The sequence below is a fragment of the Brotaphodocola sp. genome (genome assembly GCF_050873365.1).
In the GTDB taxonomy this organism is placed as follows: domain Bacteria; phylum Bacillota; class Clostridia; order Lachnospirales; family Lachnospiraceae; genus Brotaphodocola.
The window spans coordinates 1-22,333 of sequence record NZ_JBNMIQ010000011.1 but is presented as its reverse complement, the minus strand read 5'-3'; the positions used below and the strand labels follow the sequence as shown (position 1 = coordinate 22,333).

18 protein-coding genes and 1 other RNA gene are annotated in these 22,333 nt (G+C 47.4%); 12 read left to right on the top strand and 7 right to left on the bottom strand.

What is annotated here, in order from left to right; genetic code table 11:
* The first annotated feature begins 80 nt into the window (after window positions 1–80).
* Both ACR0QT_RS07285 and ACR0QT_RS07280 read left to right on the top strand, forming a co-directional pair.
* The gene (locus ACR0QT_RS07285) at window positions 81–338 is read left to right on the top strand and encodes a hypothetical protein (protein WP_432630165.1); all 258 of its coding nucleotides are present in this window, start codon (window positions 81–83) and stop codon (window positions 336–338) included.
* A gap of 4 nt (window positions 339–342) precedes the next feature.
* Window positions 343–1,992 (top strand): DUF4368 domain-containing protein, encoded by a 1,650-nt coding sequence (locus tag ACR0QT_RS07280; RefSeq protein WP_432630164.1) that lies wholly within the window; start codon window positions 343–345, stop codon window positions 1,990–1,992.
* A gap of 90 nt (window positions 1,993–2,082) precedes the next feature.
* On the opposite strand, the gene ACR0QT_RS07275 is transcribed toward ACR0QT_RS07280, so the two are convergent.
* Complete coding sequence (locus ACR0QT_RS07275) at window positions 2,083–2,622, bottom strand: DUF4364 family protein (protein WP_432630219.1); 540 nt, start codon at window positions 2,620–2,622, stop codon at window positions 2,083–2,085.
* Window positions 2,623–2,848: 226 nt separating this feature from the next.
* Between ACR0QT_RS07275 and ACR0QT_RS07270 the strand changes: the two genes are divergently transcribed.
* From ACR0QT_RS07270 to ACR0QT_RS07240, 7 genes are all read left to right on the top strand, one after another.
* On the top strand, window positions 2,849–6,436 hold the full coding sequence (locus ACR0QT_RS07270; RefSeq protein WP_432630163.1) for a DUF5717 family protein: 3,588 nt from the start codon (window positions 2,849–2,851) through the stop codon (window positions 6,434–6,436).
* A gap of 129 nt (window positions 6,437–6,565) precedes the next feature.
* Window positions 6,566–7,789 carry a DUF5716 family protein gene (locus ACR0QT_RS07265; RefSeq protein ID WP_432630162.1) on the top strand — a complete coding sequence of 408 codons (1,224 nt, stop codon included), beginning with the start codon at window positions 6,566–6,568 and terminating at the stop codon, window positions 7,787–7,789.
* Complete coding sequence (locus ACR0QT_RS07260; protein ID WP_432630161.1) at window positions 7,786–8,598, top strand: hypothetical protein; 813 nt, start codon at window positions 7,786–7,788, stop codon at window positions 8,596–8,598. Before ACR0QT_RS07265 ends, ACR0QT_RS07260 begins: the two co-directional genes overlap by 4 nt.
* A gap of 159 nt (window positions 8,599–8,757) precedes the next feature.
* Window positions 8,758–8,985, top strand: a complete 228-nt coding sequence (gene secG / locus ACR0QT_RS07255) for a preprotein translocase subunit SecG (RefSeq protein WP_177976883.1) — start codon at window positions 8,758–8,760, stop codon at window positions 8,983–8,985.
* 340 nt (window positions 8,986–9,325) lie between these two features.
* On the top strand, window positions 9,326–11,452 hold the full coding sequence (rnr, locus tag ACR0QT_RS07250; protein ID WP_432630160.1) for a ribonuclease R: 2,127 nt from the start codon (window positions 9,326–9,328) through the stop codon (window positions 11,450–11,452).
* Window positions 11,453–11,559: 107 nt separating this feature from the next.
* Window positions 11,560–12,030, top strand: a complete 471-nt coding sequence (gene smpB / locus ACR0QT_RS07245; RefSeq protein WP_177977400.1) for an SsrA-binding protein SmpB — start codon at window positions 11,560–11,562, stop codon at window positions 12,028–12,030.
* A gap of 602 nt (window positions 12,031–12,632) precedes the next feature.
* The gene (locus ACR0QT_RS07240; protein ID WP_432630159.1) at window positions 12,633–13,658 is read left to right on the top strand and encodes a branched-chain amino acid aminotransferase; all 1,026 of its coding nucleotides are present in this window, start codon (window positions 12,633–12,635) and stop codon (window positions 13,656–13,658) included.
* Between the two features lie 325 nt (window positions 13,659–13,983).
* Here ACR0QT_RS07240 and ACR0QT_RS07235 read toward each other — a convergent pair whose 3' ends face one another.
* The 3 genes from ACR0QT_RS07235 to ACR0QT_RS07225 all read right to left on the bottom strand — a co-directional run bounded on the left by ACR0QT_RS07235 (window position 13,984) and on the right by ACR0QT_RS07225 (window position 15,708).
* Complete coding sequence (locus tag ACR0QT_RS07235; RefSeq protein ID WP_432630158.1) at window positions 13,984–14,577, bottom strand: L-2-amino-thiazoline-4-carboxylic acid hydrolase; 594 nt, start codon at window positions 14,575–14,577, stop codon at window positions 13,984–13,986.
* 74 nt (window positions 14,578–14,651) lie between these two features.
* Entirely contained in the window at window positions 14,652–15,245 is a 594-nt protein-coding gene (locus tag ACR0QT_RS07230) for a sugar O-acetyltransferase (protein ID WP_432630157.1), read from the bottom strand.
* A gap of 19 nt (window positions 15,246–15,264) precedes the next feature.
* Window positions 15,265–15,708 carry a MerR family transcriptional regulator gene (locus ACR0QT_RS07225; protein ID WP_432630156.1) on the bottom strand — a complete coding sequence of 148 codons (444 nt, stop codon included), beginning with the start codon at window positions 15,706–15,708 and terminating at the stop codon, window positions 15,265–15,267.
* 223 nt (window positions 15,709–15,931) lie between these two features.
* Here ACR0QT_RS07225 and ACR0QT_RS07220 point away from each other — a divergent pair, with 223 nt between their 5' ends.
* Window positions 15,932–16,765: an aldo/keto reductase gene (locus tag ACR0QT_RS07220; protein WP_432630155.1), complete on the top strand. Its 834-nt coding sequence runs from the start codon at window positions 15,932–15,934 to the stop codon at window positions 16,763–16,765.
* 200 nt (window positions 16,766–16,965) lie between these two features.
* On the opposite strand, the gene ACR0QT_RS07215 is transcribed toward ACR0QT_RS07220, so the two are convergent.
* Together ACR0QT_RS07215 and ssrA are read right to left on the bottom strand one after the other, a co-directional pair.
* Window positions 16,966–17,427, bottom strand: coding sequence for a nucleoside deaminase (locus tag ACR0QT_RS07215; RefSeq protein WP_432630154.1), 462 nt, complete (start codon window positions 17,425–17,427; stop codon window positions 16,966–16,968).
* A gap of 208 nt (window positions 17,428–17,635) precedes the next feature.
* Window positions 17,636–17,975, bottom strand: a transfer-messenger RNA (tmRNA) gene (gene ssrA, locus ACR0QT_RS07210).
* A 257-nt stretch (window positions 17,976–18,232) separates the two neighbouring features.
* Between ssrA and ACR0QT_RS07205 the strand changes: the two genes are divergently transcribed.
* Both ACR0QT_RS07205 and ACR0QT_RS07200 read left to right on the top strand, forming a co-directional pair.
* Window positions 18,233–20,116 carry a B12-binding domain-containing radical SAM protein gene (locus ACR0QT_RS07205; RefSeq protein WP_432630153.1) on the top strand — a complete coding sequence of 628 codons (1,884 nt, stop codon included), beginning with the start codon at window positions 18,233–18,235 and terminating at the stop codon, window positions 20,114–20,116.
* 140 nt (window positions 20,117–20,256) lie between these two features.
* Entirely contained in the window at window positions 20,257–20,562 is a 306-nt protein-coding gene (locus ACR0QT_RS07200) for an iron-sulfur cluster co-chaperone HscB C-terminal domain-containing protein (RefSeq protein ID WP_432630152.1), read from the top strand.
* 315 nt (window positions 20,563–20,877) lie between these two features.
* Here the strand turns inward: ACR0QT_RS07200 and ACR0QT_RS07195 are convergent, their stop codons facing one another.
* Window positions 20,878–21,810, bottom strand: coding sequence for a LysR family transcriptional regulator (locus ACR0QT_RS07195; RefSeq protein ID WP_432630218.1), 933 nt, complete (start codon window positions 21,808–21,810; stop codon window positions 20,878–20,880).
* Window positions 21,811–22,333: the final 523 nt, after the last annotated feature.

Here is a 22,333-nt window from a genome sequence, read left to right as displayed (position 1 = left end):
TTTTACGGAAAAGGGTACTCTTTTCCTATGCTTGCTGAGAAACTTCTCACTTCTTAAAACAGGGAAAGGACGTGACCGGAATGGAAAGGAAACGAGAAACAGAATACAACAATTTGTTTCCGGAAAAGAGCAATCCGCTGCACGAAACCGTTGTTTACAAAATAGGCGGTACGCTTTATGAGGTATCAACGATTTGCGGCGGCTCTGAACTGCTCTATGACAAAATGGAACGGCTCATAAAATCAGAAATTTCAAAAATGCCTGCTGACAATAAAAATTATGTTCGCTATAATAAAGACAGCAACCTGTTTGTCGGGCGTTCATTACAGGAGGAATGAACACATGACAACGACAAATAATTATCCCGACAACATTACTGCTTTATATGCAAGACTTTCTCAAGAGGACGCCCTTGACGGGGAGAGCAACAGCATTGCAAACCAGAAGAAAATCCTTTTGAAGTACGCAAAAGACAATGGTTTTTCAAATCCCATATTTTTCATTGATGACGGCGTTTCTGGTGTGACCTTTGACCGCCCCGGTTGGAATGAAATGATACGCCTTGCGGAAGCCGGAAAAGTCACGACGGTTATCGTCAAGGATATGTCGCGCATGGGGCGTGACTATCTGAAAGTCGGCTACTATACAGAGAGCTTCTTTGCGGAGCGTGATATTCGCTATATCGCAATCAACGACGGTGTAGACAGCGACAAAGGCGATAATGAGTTTACCCCTTTCCGCAATCTGTTCAATGACTTTTATGCGCGTGATACAAGCAAAAAAATTCGCGCTGTCATGCGGGCGAAAGGAAACGCCGGAGAACATCTTTGTACTAATCCGCCCTATGGGTACATGAAATCCCCAGACAACAAGAAACAGTGGATCGTGGACGAGGAAGCCGCCGCTGTGGTAAAGAGGATTTTTGATTTATGCGTTGCCGGAAAAGGACCTATGCAGATAGCAAAGATACTGACAGCAGACAAGGTTTTGACGGTCAAAGCCTACTATGCAAAGCGCGACGGTAAAACAATGCCGGATAACCTTTATCGGTGGGATTACAAGTCAATATCGGGAATTTTGGAACGTCCCGAATATACTGGCTGTACGGTCAACTTCAAGACCTATTCCAAATCCCACAAGCTGAAAAAGCGTTTGCAAAATACGCCGGAAAATTACCGTATCTTTCCGAATACGCAGTCTGCAATTATTGAGGAAAAAGTATTTGAGAGGGTACAGGAACTACGGGCAAACAAACGCCGCCCAACAAAGACAGGACGGCAAGGCTTGTTTTCGGGTTTGCGCTATTGTGCTGATTGCGGCGAGAAGCTCTATTTCTGCACAACGAACAGCTTTTCTCCAAAGCAGGAACATTATGTTTGCTCTAATTACAAGAGCAATACGGGAACTTGTTCCGCACATTTTATCAGAGAAGAAACCTTAACGCTGTTTGTCCGGCAGAGGATTTTTGATGTAACTGCAATGTTCTTTGATGATATACAGGGTTTTCAAAACATGGTGTATCAGCAACGGTTTGAGGAAGCAGAAAAAGCAGTAAAACAGAAGAAAAAAGAATTGGAACAGGCAAGGAAACGAATTGCCGAACTTGACCGTATTTTCAAGCGTATCTATGAGGACGATATTAGCGGTACGATCAGCCACGAACGGTTTTTGAAGCTGTCCGCAGAGTATGAAGCGGAGCAAAAGGAACTGACTGCGTTTGTCAAAACGGAACAGACCGCCGTTGATACCTATGAGCAGGACAGGACGGATTTTGACAGCTTCGCCGCCATTATCCGCAGATATGTGGGAATACGGGAATTAACGCCTACTATCGTCAATGAGTTTGTGAAGAAAATCATTGTTCATGCGCCGGACAAGTCCAGTGGACACCGTAGACAGAAGATAGAGATTGTGTGGAACTTTATCGGGGAACTGGAACAGGACGAGAACAAGCAGACCATTGAACGGCAAAGAAAAAGCAAGACAGCATAGCGAAATGCCATGCTGTCCTGCAAAATTGAATTTACTTCCTTATGGGTGCGCCGCTTTTTGACTGTCCCCTGTTTTTTGAAAAATCTTATCTTAATTTTCCGAGTCTTCCCCGCTTCCCATCAGCGTTTTCATGATATAGGCGTAGATCGTCTGGCTCTTGTCCTTCCATTTCGCGCACATATCCTCCGCCTGCTCGCGGTCCGGCACCGAGATGCTTAAATCGATCAGTGTGCTCTTGCCCTCGCGCACTTCGCAGTGGACGGTGTAGTCCTGACTCGTGGACTTGAAATAGTCGGAGACAACGCCGACCTCATTTCTCATGCGCAGACGGTTCTCTTTCAGGTAGTGGTCCATGTCCTCAACGATCGCCGGGGAGATGTTTTTTCCGAAGAAACTTAAGGTCTCCTCGCCCTCTTTTGTGATCATGTAGCGCGTCGTGTTGTGTGTGGATTCGGTGCGCACAAGACCGGACTCCTGAAGTTCCTTGAGTGCCTGCTGGAGCGTGAAATAACTCGTGTACTCATGCTGTAAAAAAAAGTCAGTCAGCTGAGCGTTTGTCAGTGGGAAACTGACCTGTCGAAGCATGTAGAGATTCATAAGTTTGTATAAAGTCATCGGTTCCGATAACATCATGATTAGCCTCTTTCCGTAAAGCAGTATTTATATGCTTGCTTAGTTTTTTTTCTTTTTTCTTAATTTCTTAATCATAACAATTTAATCCTTTTAAATCAAGTAAAAATGTGATAATATAGGGAAGATTAATGTAGGAGTTTGTCGAAATTTCTGAATCTCTTTGGAATGGGAAAAGAGGGAGATCAGGAGACGGCACAAAACTCCGGAGTTTGCGGGAGATACGATGAGAGAGAAAATTAACCGTCTGGCGCGGGGAATTGTAGATACAGATGTATTACAGGTGAATGTTGTTCCGGAGTCCGTGGAAGAAGCGATACAGGCTGGAGAGCTGACGAGAAAAGAACTGTATGTGACGGATCTTCAGGGACGTTTTATCAAGGGACTGGTATATTCTTCCAATCCCCGGGTCCGGATTCATAAAGAAGCATTTGGAGGCAATCGCAATCACATCACTTATGAGATTGATGGCAGAAACCTGTCAAAGGATGATGTGATTTCGGGTGCTTTTTATCTTGTAACCAACGGGGGAGAGAAAAAGGTACCTTTTTCTTTTTCCGTGGATATCGGCGCGTCGGGAAAAGTTCTCGATGGGCTTCAGACGGCAGGAGATTTGGCGGAGCTGGTTCACCGGGATCAGGAGCTTGCGCTGAGACTGTTTGAGTACCAGGATTTTGCAGAGGCACCGTTTATGCAGGATCTGCGTGTGCGTGCGCTCTATGATGGATTGAAGGGAAGACCGAACCGTCAGAATCAGCTTGAGGAGTTCCTTGTTGTTCAGGGAGCGAAAAAGCCGGTCAGCCTGAGTGTGGACACGAAGACGAGACGCTATGAGGGACTTTCCGACATCCGCATGGATCTTCTTGAGATCAAGGCGGATACCTGGGGCGCTGTCTCGATCGAGGTCACAGCGGAGGGAGATTTTTTGGAGCTTCCGAGAAAGAGCTTTGAGCGGAAGGATTTTAAGGATCAGAGCTGTATGGTCTCGTTTGCAATCAATCCGGGACGCCTTCACCGAGGAAAGAATCTCGGTGTGATTCATGTGCGGACAATCCGTCAGCAGTTCGATGTTCCGATCGAGGCAGTCGGGGAGGACGAGAGCACAGAGCCGAGACAAAAAGGGCGTAAGAAATCGATCTCTCGTTACCTGAAGATGAGACTGGAGTATGAGACGGTCTCCGGCAAACGCCGTCAGGCACTTGCCGGAAAGATGAAACAGGAGCTGGAAGTTCAGAGAGAGACCGAGGGGGAGAATGCGAGAAATGCACTCTGTCTTGCAGAACTCTATGTGGCGAGCGGGGAGAGAGAGCGTGCGATCGCGCTTCTCGAGTCCTGCCGTGCACAGGTCAACAGCCAGCGGATGGACGATCGGGTGCTCTACTCCTTTTTCCAGTACCTTCTCTACCGGATTCAGCAGAAACCGGGACAGAGAGAGGGACTTCTCCGCCTTGTCAGACAGAATGAGTCGATTGAGAAGAAGGCGATGGCGAGAGGATACCTCTATCTGATTCAGCTCTTGATCGACCCGGATCAGGCGATGAATCCGGCGGGAACTCTCGATGAGATGCACACGCTGTTTGCGCAGGGTTGTACGAGCCCGTGGATGTATGTGCAGGCACTCAAGATCTTTGAGGAGGATGTGAAACTGCTTCGCCGTCTCGATGAGTTTGAGATGCAGGTGATGAGCTTTGGCGCAAGACGTGGGCTGATCAGCGAGGAGCTCGCAAAGCGGATTGCCCAGCTCTCCGTGACTGTGAGACCGCACCGTGCCCTTCACTATCGGATGCTCAAGGCGCTCTACGAGAAGTATGAGAACAAGGAACTGCTCTCTGCGCTCTGTGGGGTTCTGATCCGCAGTGACTGCCGGGACAAGCGCTATTTTTCGTGGTATCAGAGAGCACTCAAGGAGGGCGTCAGCCTGACAAGGCTTTATGAGTATTATCTCTACTCGCTTCCGGAGGATTACGCCTACCTGCTTCCGAGAGAGGTGCTTCTCTATTTCTCTTACGAGAAGAGCTTGGATGAGGACAGCAGAGCGTCGCTGTATGTGAATATTCTGCGCTATATGAATCCGGAATCCGAGCTTTATAAAAAGTATGAGCGCGACATGGAAAAGTTTGCGATGGATCAGCTTCTCAAGTCGCGGATCAACAGCCGGATTGCTGTCCTGTATGAGCACATGCTCTACAAGGAGATGATTGACGAGAAGGTCGCAAGAGTGCTTCCATCCGTCCTTCGCTCCTACCGGATTCAGATTGACAATCCGTCGATCCGCTATGTTGTCGTGTGCAGTGGAGAGACCGAGGGGCAGGATGCATTTCCGATCAAGGATGGAACGGCGTATGTTCCGCTGTTTTCCGAGAATCCGGTTCTGCTGTTTCAGGATGAGTACGGAAACCGCTATGCGAACCTTCCGTTTAAAAAACTTCCGGCGATGTCGCACAAGGAGGAGAGAGAGCTTGAGGCGCGCTGTTATGAGGTCTTCCCGGAGCATCCGATGCTTCGCCTTCAGGAGTGCCGGATGATCGTTGAGAATGGCATTTCCGATGACGGACAGCTGATCCGTCTCAGAGAGGCATCCGAGGAGATGAAGTTTAACCTGCTGTTCCGTCGCAGAGCCCTCTCGAGAATTCTCGAGTACGATCAGCGCATGATTGAGAGCGATGCCGGGGAGCTTCCGGATGATGTGGAGTACCTAGCTCGCCTTGATCTGACGAAGATGAACAATGCGGAGCGCGGACAGATCTGTGAGATTCTGACTTGGCAGGGATATTACCGGGATGCATTTGACATCATGTGCACTTACGGATGGGAGAATGTCCGCAGTGCGCGACTCTTAAAGCTGTGTTCCGGCATGATCTTAAAGGAGATCTCGGGGCGCGATGACTGTCTCGTATTGCTCGCATGCAAGCTGTTCTCGGAGGGACGTTACGACGATGCGGTTCTCGACTATCTCTGTGAGTACTTTAACGGCTCGACAAAGCAGATGTTCAAGGTGCTCAGCCAGAGCGTTCGCGACCACATTGCACTCTACGATCTGCCGGAGCGTCTGCTTGCCCAGATGATGTTCAGCGGGGAGACGGATCGTCTCGATCAGGTCTTTGACTGGTATGCAGATGGCAAGGAGACGAGTGAGCTTGTCGTGCGAGCCTACTTTACGACAAAGTCGGTGGATTATTTCCTGCATGAGAAGATTGGTTCGGAGCGCGTCTTTGACTATCTTGAGCGCGTGATGAACAAGGCGGAGGACAAGAGCCGTGTTCCGACGATTTACCTGCTTGCGCTCTGTCGCCATTATGCGAGCATGAAGGCTTTGAGTGAGGAGCAGAAGGAGCTTGCGAGAAAGATTGTCGATCTCCTGATTTCGGAGGGCAGAGTCTTTGCCTGGTTCCACGATCTCGGACGCCTGATGCCGATGCCGGATGGAATCATGGACAAGGTGATCGTCGAGTATCACGGCGATCGGGACAGCCGACCGGAGCTGATGGCGAGAGTGCTTCCGGATGAGGAGCAGTATGCGCCGGAGGAACTCAGAAAAGTATATCCGGGAATCTATGTGCACCAGAAAGTTCTGTTTGAGGGAGAGCTTCTGGAATACCAGGTTTACGACCGGAAAGAAGGAAAGCGCGTGCTTGTCGATGAGGGAAGCATTTCCTGCGATATTGAGATGACAAATTCGGCGGGAAATCGATTTGCCTCCCTCAATGAGATGGGGCTTTGCCTGTCTCTGAAGGAGGAGAGCACGCTTAAAGATAAGATGAAAAAATATCTCACAGACAGTGCAGTGATGGAGGAGCTGTTTGGGCTGATGTAAGGAGTGCATCAGCACGGGCTTGCGAATGTGTAAAATTTGTAAAGTTTATAACTTTGTAGCTTTGTAACTTTGTAGCTTTGCGAGTTTGCGAACTGTGACTGTGAAAGTGAGAGAAAGGGTAAGAGTTGTATGGACGGACTGATTGTTGGCATCGATTTATGCGATGAATATACGCAGGTCAGCTGTGCGGATGAGGAAAAGATCTGGTCGCTTCCGTCCGTGATCTGCAAGAATAGAACGGCGGATAGCTGGTATGTGGGAGATGATGCCTATACGCACACTTTAAATGGCGACGGTGTGATTCTCGACAAGCTCGTGAGCCGTGCGTTAAAGGGAGAGTCTTCGACAGTCGGAGATGTCCGTTATACGGGAAAAGAGATTCTCGGGCATTTTCTCGAGGAGATTTTGAAAATGATCCGGGCGGAGACGAAGAAGGAGACGGTTGAGCGCATTGTCGTTGCAGTGCGCCGGTACGATTCCAAGATGCTTGAAATTCTTGAATCCTGCGCAGACCGGCTTGAAATTCCGGCAGAGCGGATCGATATGATCAGCCATGCCGAGAGTTTTTTGTACTACATGGTCAGCCAGAAGCGTGAGATCTGGATGGGGACGACCGGAATGTTCGACCTCTCCGATGAGGGATTTCGCTATTACGAGATGAAAGTGCAGAAGACGACGAATCAGACGATCGTCACGGCAGATTACGAGGAGCTTGAGGAGAGTTTTCGTCTCGACATTCTCGCAACTGCATCCGGAAAACGTCTGGCGGACAAGATTGTCTGCTCGTGCGGAGAGCGGATGATGCAGAAAAAAGCATATTCCGCGATCTTCCTTGCCGGAAAGGGATTTTTAAAGCGCGACTGGGCGCCGGAATTCATGAATATGGTCTGCATGAAGCGCAGAGTCTATATGGAGACGGCTCTGTTTGCGAGAGGCGCGTCCTACTGTGCGAAGGACATGAATCAGGAGAAGACTTCGTTCCCGTACACGATGATCTGTGAGGGACGGTTGAAGACGACGATCTCGATGAATGTCATCCGCAAGGGGCAGGAGACTTCTGTCGTGCTTGCGTCAGCCGGAGACCGCTGGCACAGCCGTGTTGCGAGTGTGGATGTGATTCCGGATCATCAGAACACCGTCGATCTTGTGGTGACTCCGCAGGATGTGACGAATCGGAAGACTGTTTCAATTTTTCTGGAAGGATTTCCAAAGCGGGAAGAGCGGACGACGAAGGTGCGGGTGCAGATTTCGTTTCCGGATGAACAGACGATGGAAGTCATCTTAAAGGATCAGGGACTCGGAGAACTTTTCCCATCCTCCGGAGTACAGATCAGACAAGAGGTTATGATATGAGTTTATTGTTATGTAGACAGGAACATGTCACCCATCCTTACTATGCCGAGGAACTGGGACTGCGCCTCTCCTCCACTCAGGAGTTGGCCTATGTGATCTACCATTATCCTTTGCTTGTGCTCGACGGTTTTGTCGGAGAATCCCTGCTTGATTTCATGCGGGAGGAACTCGGACAGGGCTTTCTCGCACTCAAGATTGAGCAGTGGATGAAGAGTGGGGAGAATCCGGATGAGATTTTGCCGATGATTCTTCAGGAGAGCGACTATTACACGGCACAGGAAGTCGCGCACTATCGCCAGCAGATCACGGATCTGCGCGGAAAACATCCGGCAGAATATCGCAGAATGAAGGCAGATGAGCTGTTTTCGATGCGCCAGTATGGGCGAGCTGTCAAGATTTATCAGGAACTTTTGGAGCTTCCGGCGGATGAGGTTGTCAATGAATCCTTCCGCTCGCGTGTCGGAAATAATCTCGGCTCCTGCTATGCGAGAATGTTTCGCTATGACAAGGCATTTGAGGCGTATAAGCGCGCGTACTCAGCAGATGGAAATCCGGAAATTCTGCGAAAAATTTATTATCTGACAAAGCTCGATCCGGATTTGAGACTCGGGGAGAGATTTAAGGCACTGGCGACGCCGGAGCTGAAAAATGGCTGGGAGCGGGAGATGGAGAGCGCAAGAAAGCGCGCAGAAAACTCCGTTCAGGTCAGACAGCTCGACACGCTCTTTGCGCAGGAACAGCCTCAGAGAGAGAAGGGCGAAATGAAGCTGATCAAGCGCTGGAAGCAGGAATACCGCACAATGGCATAAGGAGTAATTGCAATTCGTTGCTGTTCGCGTGTTGTATCAACATCGATTTCCCTTGTGTTTTAGGCAGACCTGTGATAAAATATCTTTGTTTTATGGGAAAATACAAGAATCCCGCAAGAGAGATTCTTTATTAGTTTGGGAATTAGGAGGTGTTTTTGGATGCTGAAGACAATTTTGTGCGTAATTTTCGTTCTTATATGCCTGTTTCTGACCGTAGTCGTTCTGATGCAGGAGGGAAAGAGCCAGGGTCTTGGAGCAATCGGTGGTATGGCAGATACCTACTGGGGCCGTAACAAGGGCCGTTCCATGGAAGGAAACCTGGAGAAAGCGACGACGGCTGCCGCAGTTCTGTTTATGCTGTTGTCTCTTGTTCTGAATATTTTATAAGACAACGAAAATGAAGCACTCTTGTGGAAACAAGGGTGCTTTTTTCAAATAACGATAACAAACAGTGCAAGCAATAAAGTGGCGGTAGAATGAAATTAAAATAAAAGCGTGGTAAAATAAAAGCATAGTAAAATCAAAGCATGGTGAAATAAGAGTATAGTAAAATAAAAGTATAGTGAGATAAAAATATAGTGAAATCAAAGTATGGTGAAATCATAGTAGGATATGGAATGCCGGTAAAAGTAAAATAGTAAGTAAAATAGTAATAGTAAATGATATTAATGATATTTTAGAAAATTAGAAAAATGATAGTTTGGAGAAAGGAAATAAACTGGAATTTATGACAGAAGAATTATTGAATCAGAGAAAAGAGACGATGATGGCACTGCTCAATGATCCGACGTATGTGCCGATGAAGCTCAAGGAACTGGCGATGCTTCTCAATCTTTCGAGGGATCAGAGAGACGAACTGCGCGAGGTCATGGAAGCGCTTGAGCAGGAAGGAAAAGTCATTCTGACGAAGCGCGGAAAATATAAGATTCCGTCAGCGGAATTTCTCACGGGTACATTTTCCGGAACCGCGAAGGGTTTCGGCTTTGTCACGGTCGAGGGTCGTCCGGATGACATTTATATTCCGTATGACAAGGTCAAGGATGCAATGCACGGCGATCGGGTGCAGATCGTCGCAGAGCCGGCGCGCGGGGGACGCAGAGCCGAGGGCACGGTCGTGAAGGTGCTTGAGCGCGCAAATCAGACGCTTGTGGGATATTATCAGAAGAGCAAGAATTTCGGATTTGTGATTCCGGACAACCAGAAGATCGGGGAGGATGTCTTCATCCCGCAGGGCAAGGATATGGGAGCAGTGACCGGTCACAAGGTTATTGTCAAGCTCACCGATTACGGCGGAGAGAGAAAGAAGCCGGAGGGCGAGATCGTTGAGATCATCGGTCATGTAAACGATCCGGGCACGGATATTCTCTCGATCGTCAAGGCCTACGGAATTCCGGATGAGTATCCGCAGGAAGTCATGGAGCAGATTGAGCACATTCCGGATGAGGTGCAGGAGGCAGAGAAGGTCGGAAGAAAGGACATCAGAGACTGGCAGACCGTCACGATCGACGGCGAGGATGCAAAGGATCTCGATGATGCAATCACGATCAGCAGAGAGGACTTTGGATACCGTCTCGGCGTTCACATCGCGGATGTCAGCCACTATGTCAGAGAGGGAAGTCCGCTCGACCGTGAGGCGTTGAAGCGTGGAACGAGTGTCTATCTTGTGGACCGTGTGGTGCCGATGCTTCCGCACAAGCTCTCAAATGGAATCTGCTCGCTGAATCAGGGAGTTGACCGTCTCGCATTAAGCTGTATCATGGATATTGATCCGCACGGAAAACTGCTCAGCCATGAGGTCGCAGAGACGCTGATCCGTGTCGACAGACGAATGACTTATACGGCAGTCAATGCGATTGTCACCGACCGCGATCCGGCTGTGATGGCGGAGTACGACGGTTTTGTCGAGATGTTTGACTGCATGAAGGAGCTTGCGGACATTCTGCGCGAGAAGCGTTCTCAGCGTGGATCAATCGACTTTGATTTCCCGGAGACGAAGATCCTGCTCGATGAAAAAGGGCACCCGACGGAGATCAAGCCGTATGAGCGCAATTCTGCGACGAAGATCATTGAGGATTTCATGCTGATGGCGAATGAGACGATCGCGGAGGATTACTACTGGCAGGAAATTCCGTTTTTGTATCGTACACATGACAACCCAGATCCGGAGAAGATGAAGAAACTTGGCATTTTCATCAACAATTTCGGATATTCCCTGCATTTGCAGAATGGGGAGGTTCACCCGAAGGAGATCCAGAAGCTGTTGACGAAAATCGAAGGAACGGAGGAGGAGGCTCTGATCAGCCGTCTGACACTCCGCTCGATGAAGCAGGCAAAGTATATGCCGATCTGTGGTGGCCATTTTGGACTTGCAGCGCGCTACTACACGCACTTTACGTCCCCGATCCGCCGTTATCCGGATCTTCAGATTCATCGCATCATCAAGGAAAACCTGCATGGAAATCTGACTGGAAAGCGGATCAGTCATTATGACAGCATTCTGACGGAGGTGTCGATCCAGTGTTCGCAGACGGAGCGCCGTGCCGATGAGGCGGAGCGCGAGGTTGTGAAGATGAAGAAGTGCGAGTACATGTCGAAGCGGATTGGACAGGTCTACGAGGGTGTAATTTCCGGTGTGACGAACTGGGGATTCTATGTGGAGCTTCCGAATACGGTTGAGGGACTTGTGCGCGTGAGTGATCTCTATGGGGATTATTATCTGTTCAGCGAGGAGAAGATGGAGCTTCGCGGGGAGCGGAGCGGACGGAGTTACCGCCTTGGACAGAAGGTCAAGGTCACGGTATCCGGAACCGATAAGCTGACGAGAACCGTGGATTTTCTGCCGTATTTTGAGTAGACAAGACAATAAGCAGAGATCCGGAATGATTTTGGATACAGATATTGAGAAAGTCGAAAGATGAAAATAAGCATGGAGAGGAAATAAGCGAGGAGGAGTGAGAAAAGATGGGTAGCAAAGAGGCATTTAAACTGATTGCGAATAACAAAAAAGCATATCACGATTATTTTATCGATGAGAAATATGAGTGCGGAATCGAGCTGTTTGGCACGGAGGTCAAGTCGATCCGCATGGGAAAATGTAGCATCAAGGAGGCATTTGTCCGAATTGACAACCACGGCGAGGTCTATGTTTACGGCATGCATGTCAATCCGTATGAGAAGGGAAATATTTTTAATAAAGACCCGCTCCGCGCGAGAAAACTTCTGATGCACCGCAAGGAGATCTTAAAACTCGAGTCCAAGATCAAGGAGAAGGGATATACACTCGTCCCGCTCCAGGTTTACTTTAAGGGAAGCCTTGTAAAAGTCGAGATCGGTCTTGCGCGAGGAAAGAAACTCTATGACAAGCGCGATGATATGGCGAAGAAGGATATGCGCCGAGAGGTTGAGAGGGATTATAAGCAGAAGTTGCGCTAATTAATGGTCGTGTTGTGTTCGCATGTGTGTACGGACTTAGATTTGGGCATGGGCATAGACATAGATATAAATATGTATACGGCTTCTCAGGCAAAAGAAGTCATGCAAACTCGTTCGCACTCCGGGTTCGGTCAGCGGAAGCGTCACTGGCGCTTCCTAGACATGCAGAGCAACGTAATGGTGCGTAAGGTCGCAAAATACGCGACCTAAACACCAACGTCTCACACGGGTTTGCATTGCCCTTTTTGCCATCGAAGCCTGTGCGCTTTGACCGCATGAAAGTTAAAATGACAAATAAGCGCTTTTATAAGATAATGGCGGTTATATCTGACATAGAAGACAGATATGCCAAAAACGAAAAAGAGGCATTGATTTTGACGGATAATGGGGATATAATAGCTTTATCGTTCAGACAGAAAATAAAATTGGGCTGAATTAAAAAAGAAAAGGGTAGCGGTTCAGTGAGTTTGTAAACTGGCTGAGACGCTATGAAAAAAGAATGTGTGTCTGCCGGGGAGCGGTGCGGAGCGTACTTTCGGGTATCGTTTCGTATTTTCAGAGATTTTCCGGTAAGATGCGGATACCGAATGGAGGAAAGATTTATGGCTAAGAAAGATCTTGACTGGGGTAATATCGGTTTTGCATATCATGTTACCGACAAACGTTATGTGGCAAATTATAAGGATGGAAAGTGGGACGAGGGTGGTCTGACCTCCGATCCGAATGTCGTAATCAATGAGTGTGCAGGCATTCTTCAGTATTGCCAGGAATGTTTTGAGGGTCTGAAGGCTTACACCACCGAGGATGGAAGCATTGTTACCTTCCGCCCGGACTTAAATGCAGAGCGTATGATGGATTCTGCAAGCCGTCTGGAGATGCCGGCATTCCCGAAGGAGCGCTTCCTTGAGGCACTCGATGAGGTTGTAAAGGCAAATGCAGATTGGGTTCCGCCGTATGGCAGTGGTGCAACTCTCTATGTTCGTCCGTATATGTTCGCATCAGGTCCGGTTATCGGTGTAAAGCCGTCTAACGAGTATCAGTTCCGTATTCTGGTAACTCCGGTTGGTCCGTACTTCAAGGGTGGTGCAAAGCCGTTAACCCTGTGCGTAAGTGATTTTGACCGTGCTGCACCTTGCGGAACCGGTCATGTAAAGGCTGGTCTGAACTACGCAATGAGCCTGCATGCAAATGTAACTGCTCATGCAAACGGATTCGATGAGAACATGTTCCTTGATCCGGCAACCAGAACCTACGTTGAGGAGACCGGCGGTGCAAACTTCCTGTTCGTAACGAAGGATGGCGAGGTTGTTACTCCGAAGTCTAATTCCATTCTGCCATCTATCACCAGACGTTCCCTGCTTTATGTAGCAGAGCACTATCTTGGTCTGAAGGCAACTGAGCGTCCGGTTAAGTTAGAGGAGCTGAAGGACTTCGCAGAGTGTGGTCTGTGCGGTACCGCAGCAGTTATCTCTCCGGTTGGCAAGATCGTGAACCACGGCGAGGAGATCTGCTTCCCGAGTGGAATGGAGAAGATGGGACCGGTTACCCAGAAGCTGTATGACACCCTGACTGGTATCCAGATGGGTAGAATCGAAGCTCCGGAAGGCTGGATTCGCAAGATTCAGTAAGAAGATTGAGAAAACAGGAAATCGAGCTTACGGGAAATAGAACTTGATTGAAAGATCAGCGTTTCTTGAATTAGAATTTGATTTGAGACAGATTTTGAGATAAAGCGATTTCATGAAGAGTTTCAAAGCGAAGAACAGGCAGAGATCCGAGATGGGTTTCTGCCTGTTTTTTGTCGCCATTTTTCTGGTTCTATACGGAATATGGGGTGTGTTGAAAAACATACTTCCAACATTCATATTGGGTTCTGTGTCAATAGTGGCTCTATGTCAATCGTTGGGGTGGGATTCTTTGAAATCCCGCCCGATTGTTGACTTTGAGGAATGGTTATTTCTTGAAAAAATGAAAATCACAGCAGTCCCCACCATAACCTAAAGTTTTTGTCCGCGAAAATCCCAGTTTCTTTAAATTTCCATAGGTCACGTTGTCGACATCACAGAACAGAGGGCACAGGTTTGCACATCCGTTTTCTACGCAGGCTGTGTGCCAGAGACATTTTGTGATTGTAAAGTCAAAGAAATCTTTTCCGTGATTCAGCTTGCTTTCATGCAGATCGCTTGCACGCATGATTTTCAGAGCGATTGTGCTGTAAAGCCAGTAAAATCCGGGGATGAGTTCCATTTTTATCATAGCGGAATGTTTTTGTTTTGCGACAATCTCAAGCATATAAGTTTGCATATAGCTGTATACACGCTCTTCTGAAAGATTTTCTTTTGTGAGAACCTGATAGAGCGCAATGCGGGGAAGGATGGTTTGCGTGAGCGTTTTCATCTGATTTTTGGACTTGTTTTTTGTGCCGTTTATCAGCCTTTCCAGTGCTTGAGTCTGCTTGTCAAACAATACCTTGCCCGTACTTTCGCCAAATTCTTCGACTAAAAATAAATTTATCTGTTTTTGCTGTTTTATCTGTCTTACTTTCACTGAAAATTCCACCTTTCGGAAAATTCCGAATGATCAATCATCAAATATTGTCTTGTCCTGGAATAAATCTTGCCTTAGAATAAAATTTCTTCCGGTTTGAATTTATCTTGTTCTGTGATCGGGCGGATGACCTTGCATGGAACGCCTACGGCAATCACATTTGCCGGAATATCGTGGGTGACAACGCTTCCGGCACCGATGACGGAGCCGGCGCCGATGGTCACACCACCGCAGACCGTAGCGTTTGCGCCGATCCAGACATTTTCTTCTATGGTGATGGGAGCGGAAGTGCCAATGCCGTGACTGCGCTGTTCTGGATCAATCGCATGGCCAGAGCAGGCAAGGCAGACACCCGCTCCTAAGAAAGCACCGGCACCGATATTTACCGGGGAGGTATCGAGAATCACGCAGTTGTAGTTGATCACAGTCAGACCGTGAGTGTAGATGTTGAATCCATAGTCACAGTGAAAATCCGGTTCAATATTGGTCATGGGAGCGCAGGTGCCAAACAATTCCTGCAAAATCGCACGGCGTTTTTCCTGTTCATTCGGTGCTGTGCGATTGTATTCCCAGCATAATTGTTTTGCACGATTCTGGGCTTCGGATGGAAGGTTTTCGTAACCGCTGACGTAGGAAGCGGGGCGTTTGATATATTCAAGTGGGGTCATGGTGTTCTACTTTTTTTATTTATTTATAAGGATCGGAATGATCGTGCGAGGGACGATTCTTCGCCGTCCAGTTTTTGGGGTTGGTGTCATCCGGTGCCAGTCCGGCGAGAATTGCTTCGTAGTGTGCCACTTTTTCGTCCATATATTTCGCGGTGGCCTTGGCTTCTTTCACCCGCTTATAAGCCTCCTCCCGCTGTTTCAGGATGATAGCATACCGTGCCCGAAGATTTTCCTCCGATTCTTCCAACAGACACAGGCGACAGTACTCCTGAATATCCTCAATGGACGCGCCACAGCCTTTCAGACACTTGATTCCCTGCATCCAGTTGACGGATTCGTCATTGAAGACTCGCCGGTTCCCACCGTCACGCTCACAGGGCAGGAGCCCTTTGTCGGTGTAAAATCGCAGGGTATGTTCGGTGACATCAAACATCTCTGCCATTTGCTTGATTGTATAGTACATGGTCCTCCTCCAATTTTCAGGAAATGACTGAGAATTCCTGCATAGATAAAAAAATTTCTCTTGACTTCGTGTTACACGAACTTGTTAGAATCATTATAACACAGAGAAAAACATCTCTGCAAGCGTCGACTTAAGCGCAGAGGGGTTAAGCTCAGAGATGGGATTTCTTGCTCACGGCGTGTTAAAAGCAAGAGAAATATAAATTTTTTCAGGAGGGCGAAATATGGAATATTTGACTCTAAACAATGGTGTACAGATGCCACTTGTCGGATTTGGCACATTTATGCTCGGCGGAGAAACCTGCACGAATGCAGTTGCTTCAGCGATTGAAAGTGGCTATCGAATGATCGACACAGCAGAAGCCTACGGCAATGAAAAGGAAGTGGGAGAGGGGATCAAGGTCAGTGGAATTGATCGCAAGGAGCTGTTTCTTGTCACAAAGGTAAACTTTAAGTCTTACGAGAATGCAGAGCGGACCGTTTTGCAGTCGTTTAAAAATCTGAAAACCGACTATATTGATCTGTTGCTTTTGCACTGGCCATTTGCGAATTATTATTCGGCATGGCGCAGTCTGGAAAAGCTGTACGCGGATGGAAAAATCCGGGCGATCGGTGTTTCCAATTTTGAGCCGGATCAGCTTCTTGACCTGATTGCCTACAACAAGATTGTCCCGACAGTCAATCAGATTGAGACGAATCTCTACTGTCAGCGCAGTATCGAACGCAGTTGGATGGACAAAAAGCAGGTCGCACATATGGCTTATGCACCGCTCGGTCAGGGAAATCGCAATGAGATGTTTGGTGAGCCGGCTGTGCTTGCGTTGGCGAAAAAATATGGAAAGACACCAGCTCAGATTCTGCTTCGTTTTCTGACACAGAAAGGGATTGCCGTCATTCCAAGAAGTACACAGCCACAGCATATCAAAGAGAATTTCGATTTGTTTGATTTTTCGCTGAATGATGAGGAAATGGAAAAGCTGTCCGGTTTGGATAGAAGAGAACCGCTGATTGGCAAGCCGGAGACACCGGAATTGGTCGAGTTCTCGCTGACATGGTAATCGCGGATAAATTGGATACTAATTTTCACATAAGAGAACGTGTCAGTATCACACATGATGCAACAAAGAAGAGCTGTTAAGGATAAAAAACAGCCATGGATATTTCATGAATATTTTTTGAACAGATGGCAATTAGAATATGGCAATTAGAAAAACGGAGAACGTTTTATGCGTTCTCCATTTTTGCATTATGGAATGAATTAGTAAATCTGGTGCTCCATCTCTGCATAATCCTTAAACAGGTCTTTGCAGGCATCGCGCTCGAGTTCTTCGCCGTAGTTTCCGTCCTCGCCTTCGCCCCATTTCTGATAGAAGACCTCATCGCGGAAACCGATCTGGTCGGTGTCGTTGATCGTGCATCCGTAATAAACTTTGTCGATGTTTGACCACAGGATAGCGCCTTTGCACATCGGGCAGGGAGCAGCGGTTGTGTAGAGGACAGCACCTGACAGATCGTGGGAGCCAAGATTGCGGGATGCATCTCGAATCGCTTCCATTTCGCCGTGGCAGGTGGCATCGTGATTGATGAGAACGCGGTTGTGCCCTCTGCCGATGATTTTTCCGTCTTTTGCGATTACACATCCGAACGGACCGCCGTGTCTCTTCTGAATTCCCTCATAGGCTTCCTGAATCGCAAGTTTCATAAGCTCGTTATGGTTCATAAAATCTCCTCCTTTATATAAATATAAGATATAAAATTTTCGATTGATCAGAAATTAGCTCAGTTTCCCGGTTTCTGTTGATGCTTAGAGAAGTTTCGTGTGTGATTTGGGTCAGTTTTATGGATGGTTTCTCAAAAAAATAACGATACTGTACTTTGTGCTACTCACATACAGTATCGTTATTCCATAAAATCTTTCTGTCCCATAAAAGTGGACCTGAGGGGAATCGAACCCCTGTCCGAAAACCAATTCCCTGTTCTTCTACTATCATAGCCGGTTATTTGACATTCCCTCCGCCACACGAAAACAGGCACCCTTGTGGCTTTAGTAGCTTCATCATACGCCCATACACGCAAAGCTTAATGTATGTCGTTTCTCACATAGTCGATGCCAGATTCTTAATGTGTGAGTGCACTAAGGCTGACAGCAGCACTTAGGCTGCGTATGCTAAATTATCTTCAGCGTTTAATTTTAATTTTGCCATTTAACGCATCGCATGCGGATAGCTTCACCAGCTGCATGATCCCCGTCGAAACCAGTACAAGCCCTGACTGGTCCGCAGTATCTCAGCGGTAGACTTATTTTATCACCGAAGCCTCAGATTGTCAAGGAGTAGAAAAATCGTTACTGGGCACGTGCGCGTGAACAGTAACGTGTGGACAGTAACCAATATTTTTATCAAAGAAAAGAAATCTTCCTCTTGTATAAATCCGGAAAATCGATTATAATAAAAACAGAACAAATGTTCGCAAAAAGGCAAGTGAAGATAAAATCGAGCGATAGAGAAAAGTGAGAAAATCGAGCAATGAAAATTCTTTTGACGGCGATCAATGCCAAATATATTCATTCCAATCTTGGAATTTACAGTTTGAAAGCATACGGGGAGAAGATTCTCAAAGAAAAGTTTGGAAACTTAGAGGTGGATTGTTCAAATAACTCAGAGAGTTTGGATGATTTGGGCAACTCAGGTAACTTGGGTGATTTGGGCAATTTTGGCAGTTTGGATGATTTGGATAGGGCGGACTGTCGGAACTTCTCAGATCATCCGGTACAGATTGAGCTGGCGGAGTACACGATCAATCAGCAGATTGGTCAGATCTTGCAGGATCTTTATCGGAGAAAACCGGATATCATCGGATTTTCCTGCTACATCTGGAACATTTCCTATGTCAGGGAGCTTCTGGCAGATGTGAAGAAGGTGCTTCCGGATGTGCAGATCTGGCTTGGAGGCCCGGAGGTTTCCTACGATGCATCCAAGACACTCCGGGAGAATCCTGTCGTGGATCTCGTGATGAAAGGAGAGGGGGAGGAGACGTTTGCACAGCTTCTCGAAAATTGTGTGAGAGATGGCGGAGATCCTCAAAATTGGCGGGAGATTGATGGTCTGGCATTTCGCAATCCGGATGGATCAGGGGTGACGGAGACGAAGGTTCGCTCCTACATGGATATGAGTCAGATTCCGTTTCCTTACGAGTGCGTGCCGGAAAAGGAGCTTGAGCACCGCATCATTTATTATGAGAGCAGTCGCGGTTGTCCGTTTTCCTGCGCGTATTGCCTCTCCTCAATTGACAAGCGGGTGAGATTTCGCGGGCTTGATCTTGTGAAGAAGGAGCTGGCATGGTTTCTCGAGACGAAAGTTCCGCAGGTCAAGTTTGTGGACCGGACATTCAATTGCCGGAAGGATCATGCGATGGAGATCTGGCGTTTTATCCGGGATCAGGACAATGGGATCACGAATTTCCATTTTGAGATTGCAGCGGATCTTCTCGATGAGGAGGAGCTTGAGCTTCTGTCCACGATGCGACCGGGGCTTGTTCAGCTCGAGATCGGAGTTCAGTCGACGAATGAGCGGACACTTGAGGCGATCCACAGAAAGACGGATATTGACCAGATTCGTCAGATCACCGCAAAGATCAACAGCTGGGGACGGATTCACCAGCATCTTGACCTGATTGCGGGACTTCCGTGGGAGGATCTGGAGAGCTTTCGTCATTCGTTCGATGACGTTTATCGGATGGAGCCGGAACAGCTTCAGCTTGGTTTCTTGAAGGTGCTGAAAGGTTCCTGCATGGAGGAGATGGCGCAGGAATGTGAGCTTCAGTACGCATCCGCTCCGCCGTATGAGGTTTTGTCGACGCGCTGGCTTCCTTACGGGGATGTGCTAAAGCTCAAGCAGATTGAGGAGATGGTCGAGGTCTACTACAACAGTCGCCAGTTCTGCCTGACTTTGAAAGAACTGGAAAAAGAGTATGACTCTCCGTATGAGATGTTTGAGATGCTTGCACACTACTATGAGAAGAATCATCTGTTTGAGGTGAATCACAGCCGAATGGCGCGCTACGAGATTTTGTGGGAACTACTGACAGAACTGTTCCCGGAAAAACGAGAGTGCTTCCGTGACCTTCTGATGTGTGATCTTTACTTAAGGGAGAATATCAAGAGCCGTCCTTCGTTTGCGCCTGATCCAGGAGCGTGGAAGGAGGAGACGAGAAGATTTTTCCGTGGGGAGGAATTAAGTCCTCACTATCTGAAGCATTATGAGGGTTATGATTCGAGACAGATGGCAAGAATGGCGCATTTAGAGCGAATGAGTGATGGCAGTTACCGGTTGTTTGACTATAAGAAGAGAGATCCTTTAAGCAAGAATGCAGGGATGACACAACTTTCCAAAGAGAAACTCGCAGGGTAATCGTTCACATCAGGTGACGAGAAAACGATGCCGGTCTGGAAGGGGAATCTTGGCGCAGTCCGTTACCGCCTGAAGAAAAGTAGAATAAAGAGCAGACGATGTGAACAGAATTTCATGACCTTCGGACAGGAGGAGATGCGATGAAAAAAGAGTACGGTGGCGAAATAGGCAAGAGAATGTACCCGGTGATGCAGAGATTTCGGGAGCGGGCAAGGGCAGAGTTTATCCTCTTACAGCCGAAACTCAGAGAGGAGATGGAGGAGGCTGCCAAGGCGAGCGATCACTATGCGCAACTGAGATTGGAGCTTGACCAGAGACACTGTATCGATGAGATGATTGAGAAGATCACGTCAGCATATGAGTGTGAACTAAACTGGACTTACATGGCGGGAATTCTGGACTGTCTGCGTTTTTTGGAGGAGATGGATGGAGTGGATTTGAGCTGAGCGAAAATGCTTGAAGATGTCCGTTTTGTATGCATTTTTATGCAAGAAATACCGGTATCCCGCTTGTAGAAGCGACAGAGAAGTGGTAAAATAAAGACATCTTACAGGATACAGTAAGAGGGAAAATAGAGCGTTCGCAAATTGGATGTTTGCAGAATGCTCAGGGGGAAATGTATTTTTATACAACGTTGAAGAAAGAGAAAATTTTTGCAGAAATTTTCTCTTTCGGATACGAAGAAATCTCAAACTTAATTTGCTTTTTGAAAAAACGTTTACAATCAGGTTTCAGATCCGCTTATTTTTGATTTGACATCTCTAGTTTGATACTGTGTGAGACTCCGCAAGATAAGGAGATTCTGTGATGGAATCAAAATAGTGGAGCAGAAGCTGATAAAATACCTGTTCAGCCTCGCTGGGTTTCCAGTTCTTGCGGTTAAAGAGTGCATTGAGCCGGAAAAGTGGCGGATTGAACGAATAATAGGTGATCCGGTCGCGGTCGACTGCACAGGACTCCGCGATAAAAGCGACACCATTCCCGTGAGCGATCATACTGCGGGTTGCGGCAATGTTGTTCGTTTCGCAGAAGGTGTGGGGCGTGAAATTTGCCTCACTCAGAATCTGATCTGCGACGATTCGCAGGGAAGAACCGCGTTTGGAATTCAAAAAGTTCTCGTTCGAGAATGCCCTTGCTAACTCCTGAGGAGTCAACGTATCGTTTGGATGCTCCTTCGCATAGGGATGAGAGGACGGGACTGCGAACAGAACCGGCTCTTTGCGGAGCACTTTTGCCTGATCCGCAAACGGTGCGAGATTCGGGACGGCGGCGATTCCAAGATCGAGAGATTCCTCCATGATCATCTTTTTGAGCGCAGGAAGTCCGAGTTCTGAGATCTCGATCGACACGTCTGGATATGTTTTCTTATAATCGGGAATCAGTTCTGACAACATACGCATTCCGAAGTTGGAAGTCACTCCGATTCGGATATTTCCGCGTTGATTCAGCGCGGCAATATTATGGTAAAGCTCTTTCTGAATGGCTACAACCTTTTTTGCAGAATCGATGTAAAGCTCCCCTGCTGGTGTGGGAACGAGCTCTGTCTTCGTCCGGTAAAAAAGAGGAGTGCCAAGTTCCTGCTCCAGTCTGGAGAGATATTGGCTGAGAGAGGATTGAGAGACGAATAATTCTTCAGCAGCAATCGTCATATTCTTGTGTTTGGCAATCGCCAAAATGTAATTCAAATATTTCACATCCATATCCGTATTATACCTACCTTTTTTGAGTTTTGACACGTAAGAAGTGTTACAGTGCCATCTGGCTGGACTTAAAAGTATCTGAAATGTTGATTTGTATTTTCCCTCTAACTGTTTGCTTGTAGGCTCGCAAACATGCGCTTTCGCACTCGCCTGTCTGCTGATACAGGTGGTTTGCTTGCCGACATTTATTAGATCACGATTCGTACCTTCGGTACTTGATGTTACTTCATAGCTATCGTGATCACCATTCGCCACTCGGGATGAACAAGTAAACTTGTTCCCCCTCGTTAACACTGATTCATTATATCATGTTTAAATCTCAATTCCAATCGTTTCGTATCCATTTCAACAAAACTCCCATATAAACAGTAAAAACAAAGGCTCTATGTCAATAGTTGGGGTGGGATTCTTTGAAATCCCGCCCGATTGTTGACGTTGGAGCCATTTTTATATACAGCTCTGATACATCCTGTTTTTGGGCATGCCAAATAAGCCTCCCTCATTTACCGACCAATTT

Coding starts and splice junctions, on each gene's coding strand:
- ACR0QT_RS07225 (WP_432630156.1), bottom strand. CDS start 15,708: ATGTACTATACAATCAAGCAAATGGCAGAGATGTTTGATGTCACCGAA.
- ACR0QT_RS07215 (WP_432630154.1), bottom strand. CDS start 17,427: ATGAACCATAACGAGCTTATGAAACTTGCGATTCAGGAAGCCTATGAG.
- rnr (WP_432630160.1), top strand. CDS start 9,326: ATGACAGAAGAATTATTGAATCAGAGAAAAGAGACGATGATGGCACTG.
- ACR0QT_RS07230 (WP_432630157.1), bottom strand. CDS start 15,245: ATGACCCCACTTGAATATATCAAACGCCCCGCTTCCTACGTCAGCGGT.
- ACR0QT_RS07200 (WP_432630152.1), top strand. CDS start 20,257: ATGAAAAAAGAGTACGGTGGCGAAATAGGCAAGAGAATGTACCCGGTG.
- ACR0QT_RS07265 (WP_432630162.1), top strand. CDS start 6,566: ATGGACGGACTGATTGTTGGCATCGATTTATGCGATGAATATACGCAG.
- ACR0QT_RS07205 (WP_432630153.1), top strand. CDS start 18,233: ATGAAAATTCTTTTGACGGCGATCAATGCCAAATATATTCATTCCAAT.
- smpB (WP_177977400.1), top strand. CDS start 11,560: ATGGGTAGCAAAGAGGCATTTAAACTGATTGCGAATAACAAAAAAGCA.
- ACR0QT_RS07285 (WP_432630165.1), top strand. CDS start 81: ATGGAAAGGAAACGAGAAACAGAATACAACAATTTGTTTCCGGAAAAG.
- secG (WP_177976883.1), top strand. CDS start 8,758: ATGCTGAAGACAATTTTGTGCGTAATTTTCGTTCTTATATGCCTGTTT.
- ACR0QT_RS07270 (WP_432630163.1), top strand. CDS start 2,849: ATGAGAGAGAAAATTAACCGTCTGGCGCGGGGAATTGTAGATACAGAT.
- ACR0QT_RS07220 (WP_432630155.1), top strand. CDS start 15,932: ATGGAATATTTGACTCTAAACAATGGTGTACAGATGCCACTTGTCGGA.
- ACR0QT_RS07240 (WP_432630159.1), top strand. CDS start 12,633: ATGGCTAAGAAAGATCTTGACTGGGGTAATATCGGTTTTGCATATCAT.
- ACR0QT_RS07280 (WP_432630164.1), top strand. CDS start 343: ATGACAACGACAAATAATTATCCCGACAACATTACTGCTTTATATGCA.
- ACR0QT_RS07275 (WP_432630219.1), bottom strand. CDS start 2,622: ATGTTATCGGAACCGATGACTTTATACAAACTTATGAATCTCTACATG.
- ACR0QT_RS07260 (WP_432630161.1), top strand. CDS start 7,786: ATGAGTTTATTGTTATGTAGACAGGAACATGTCACCCATCCTTACTAT.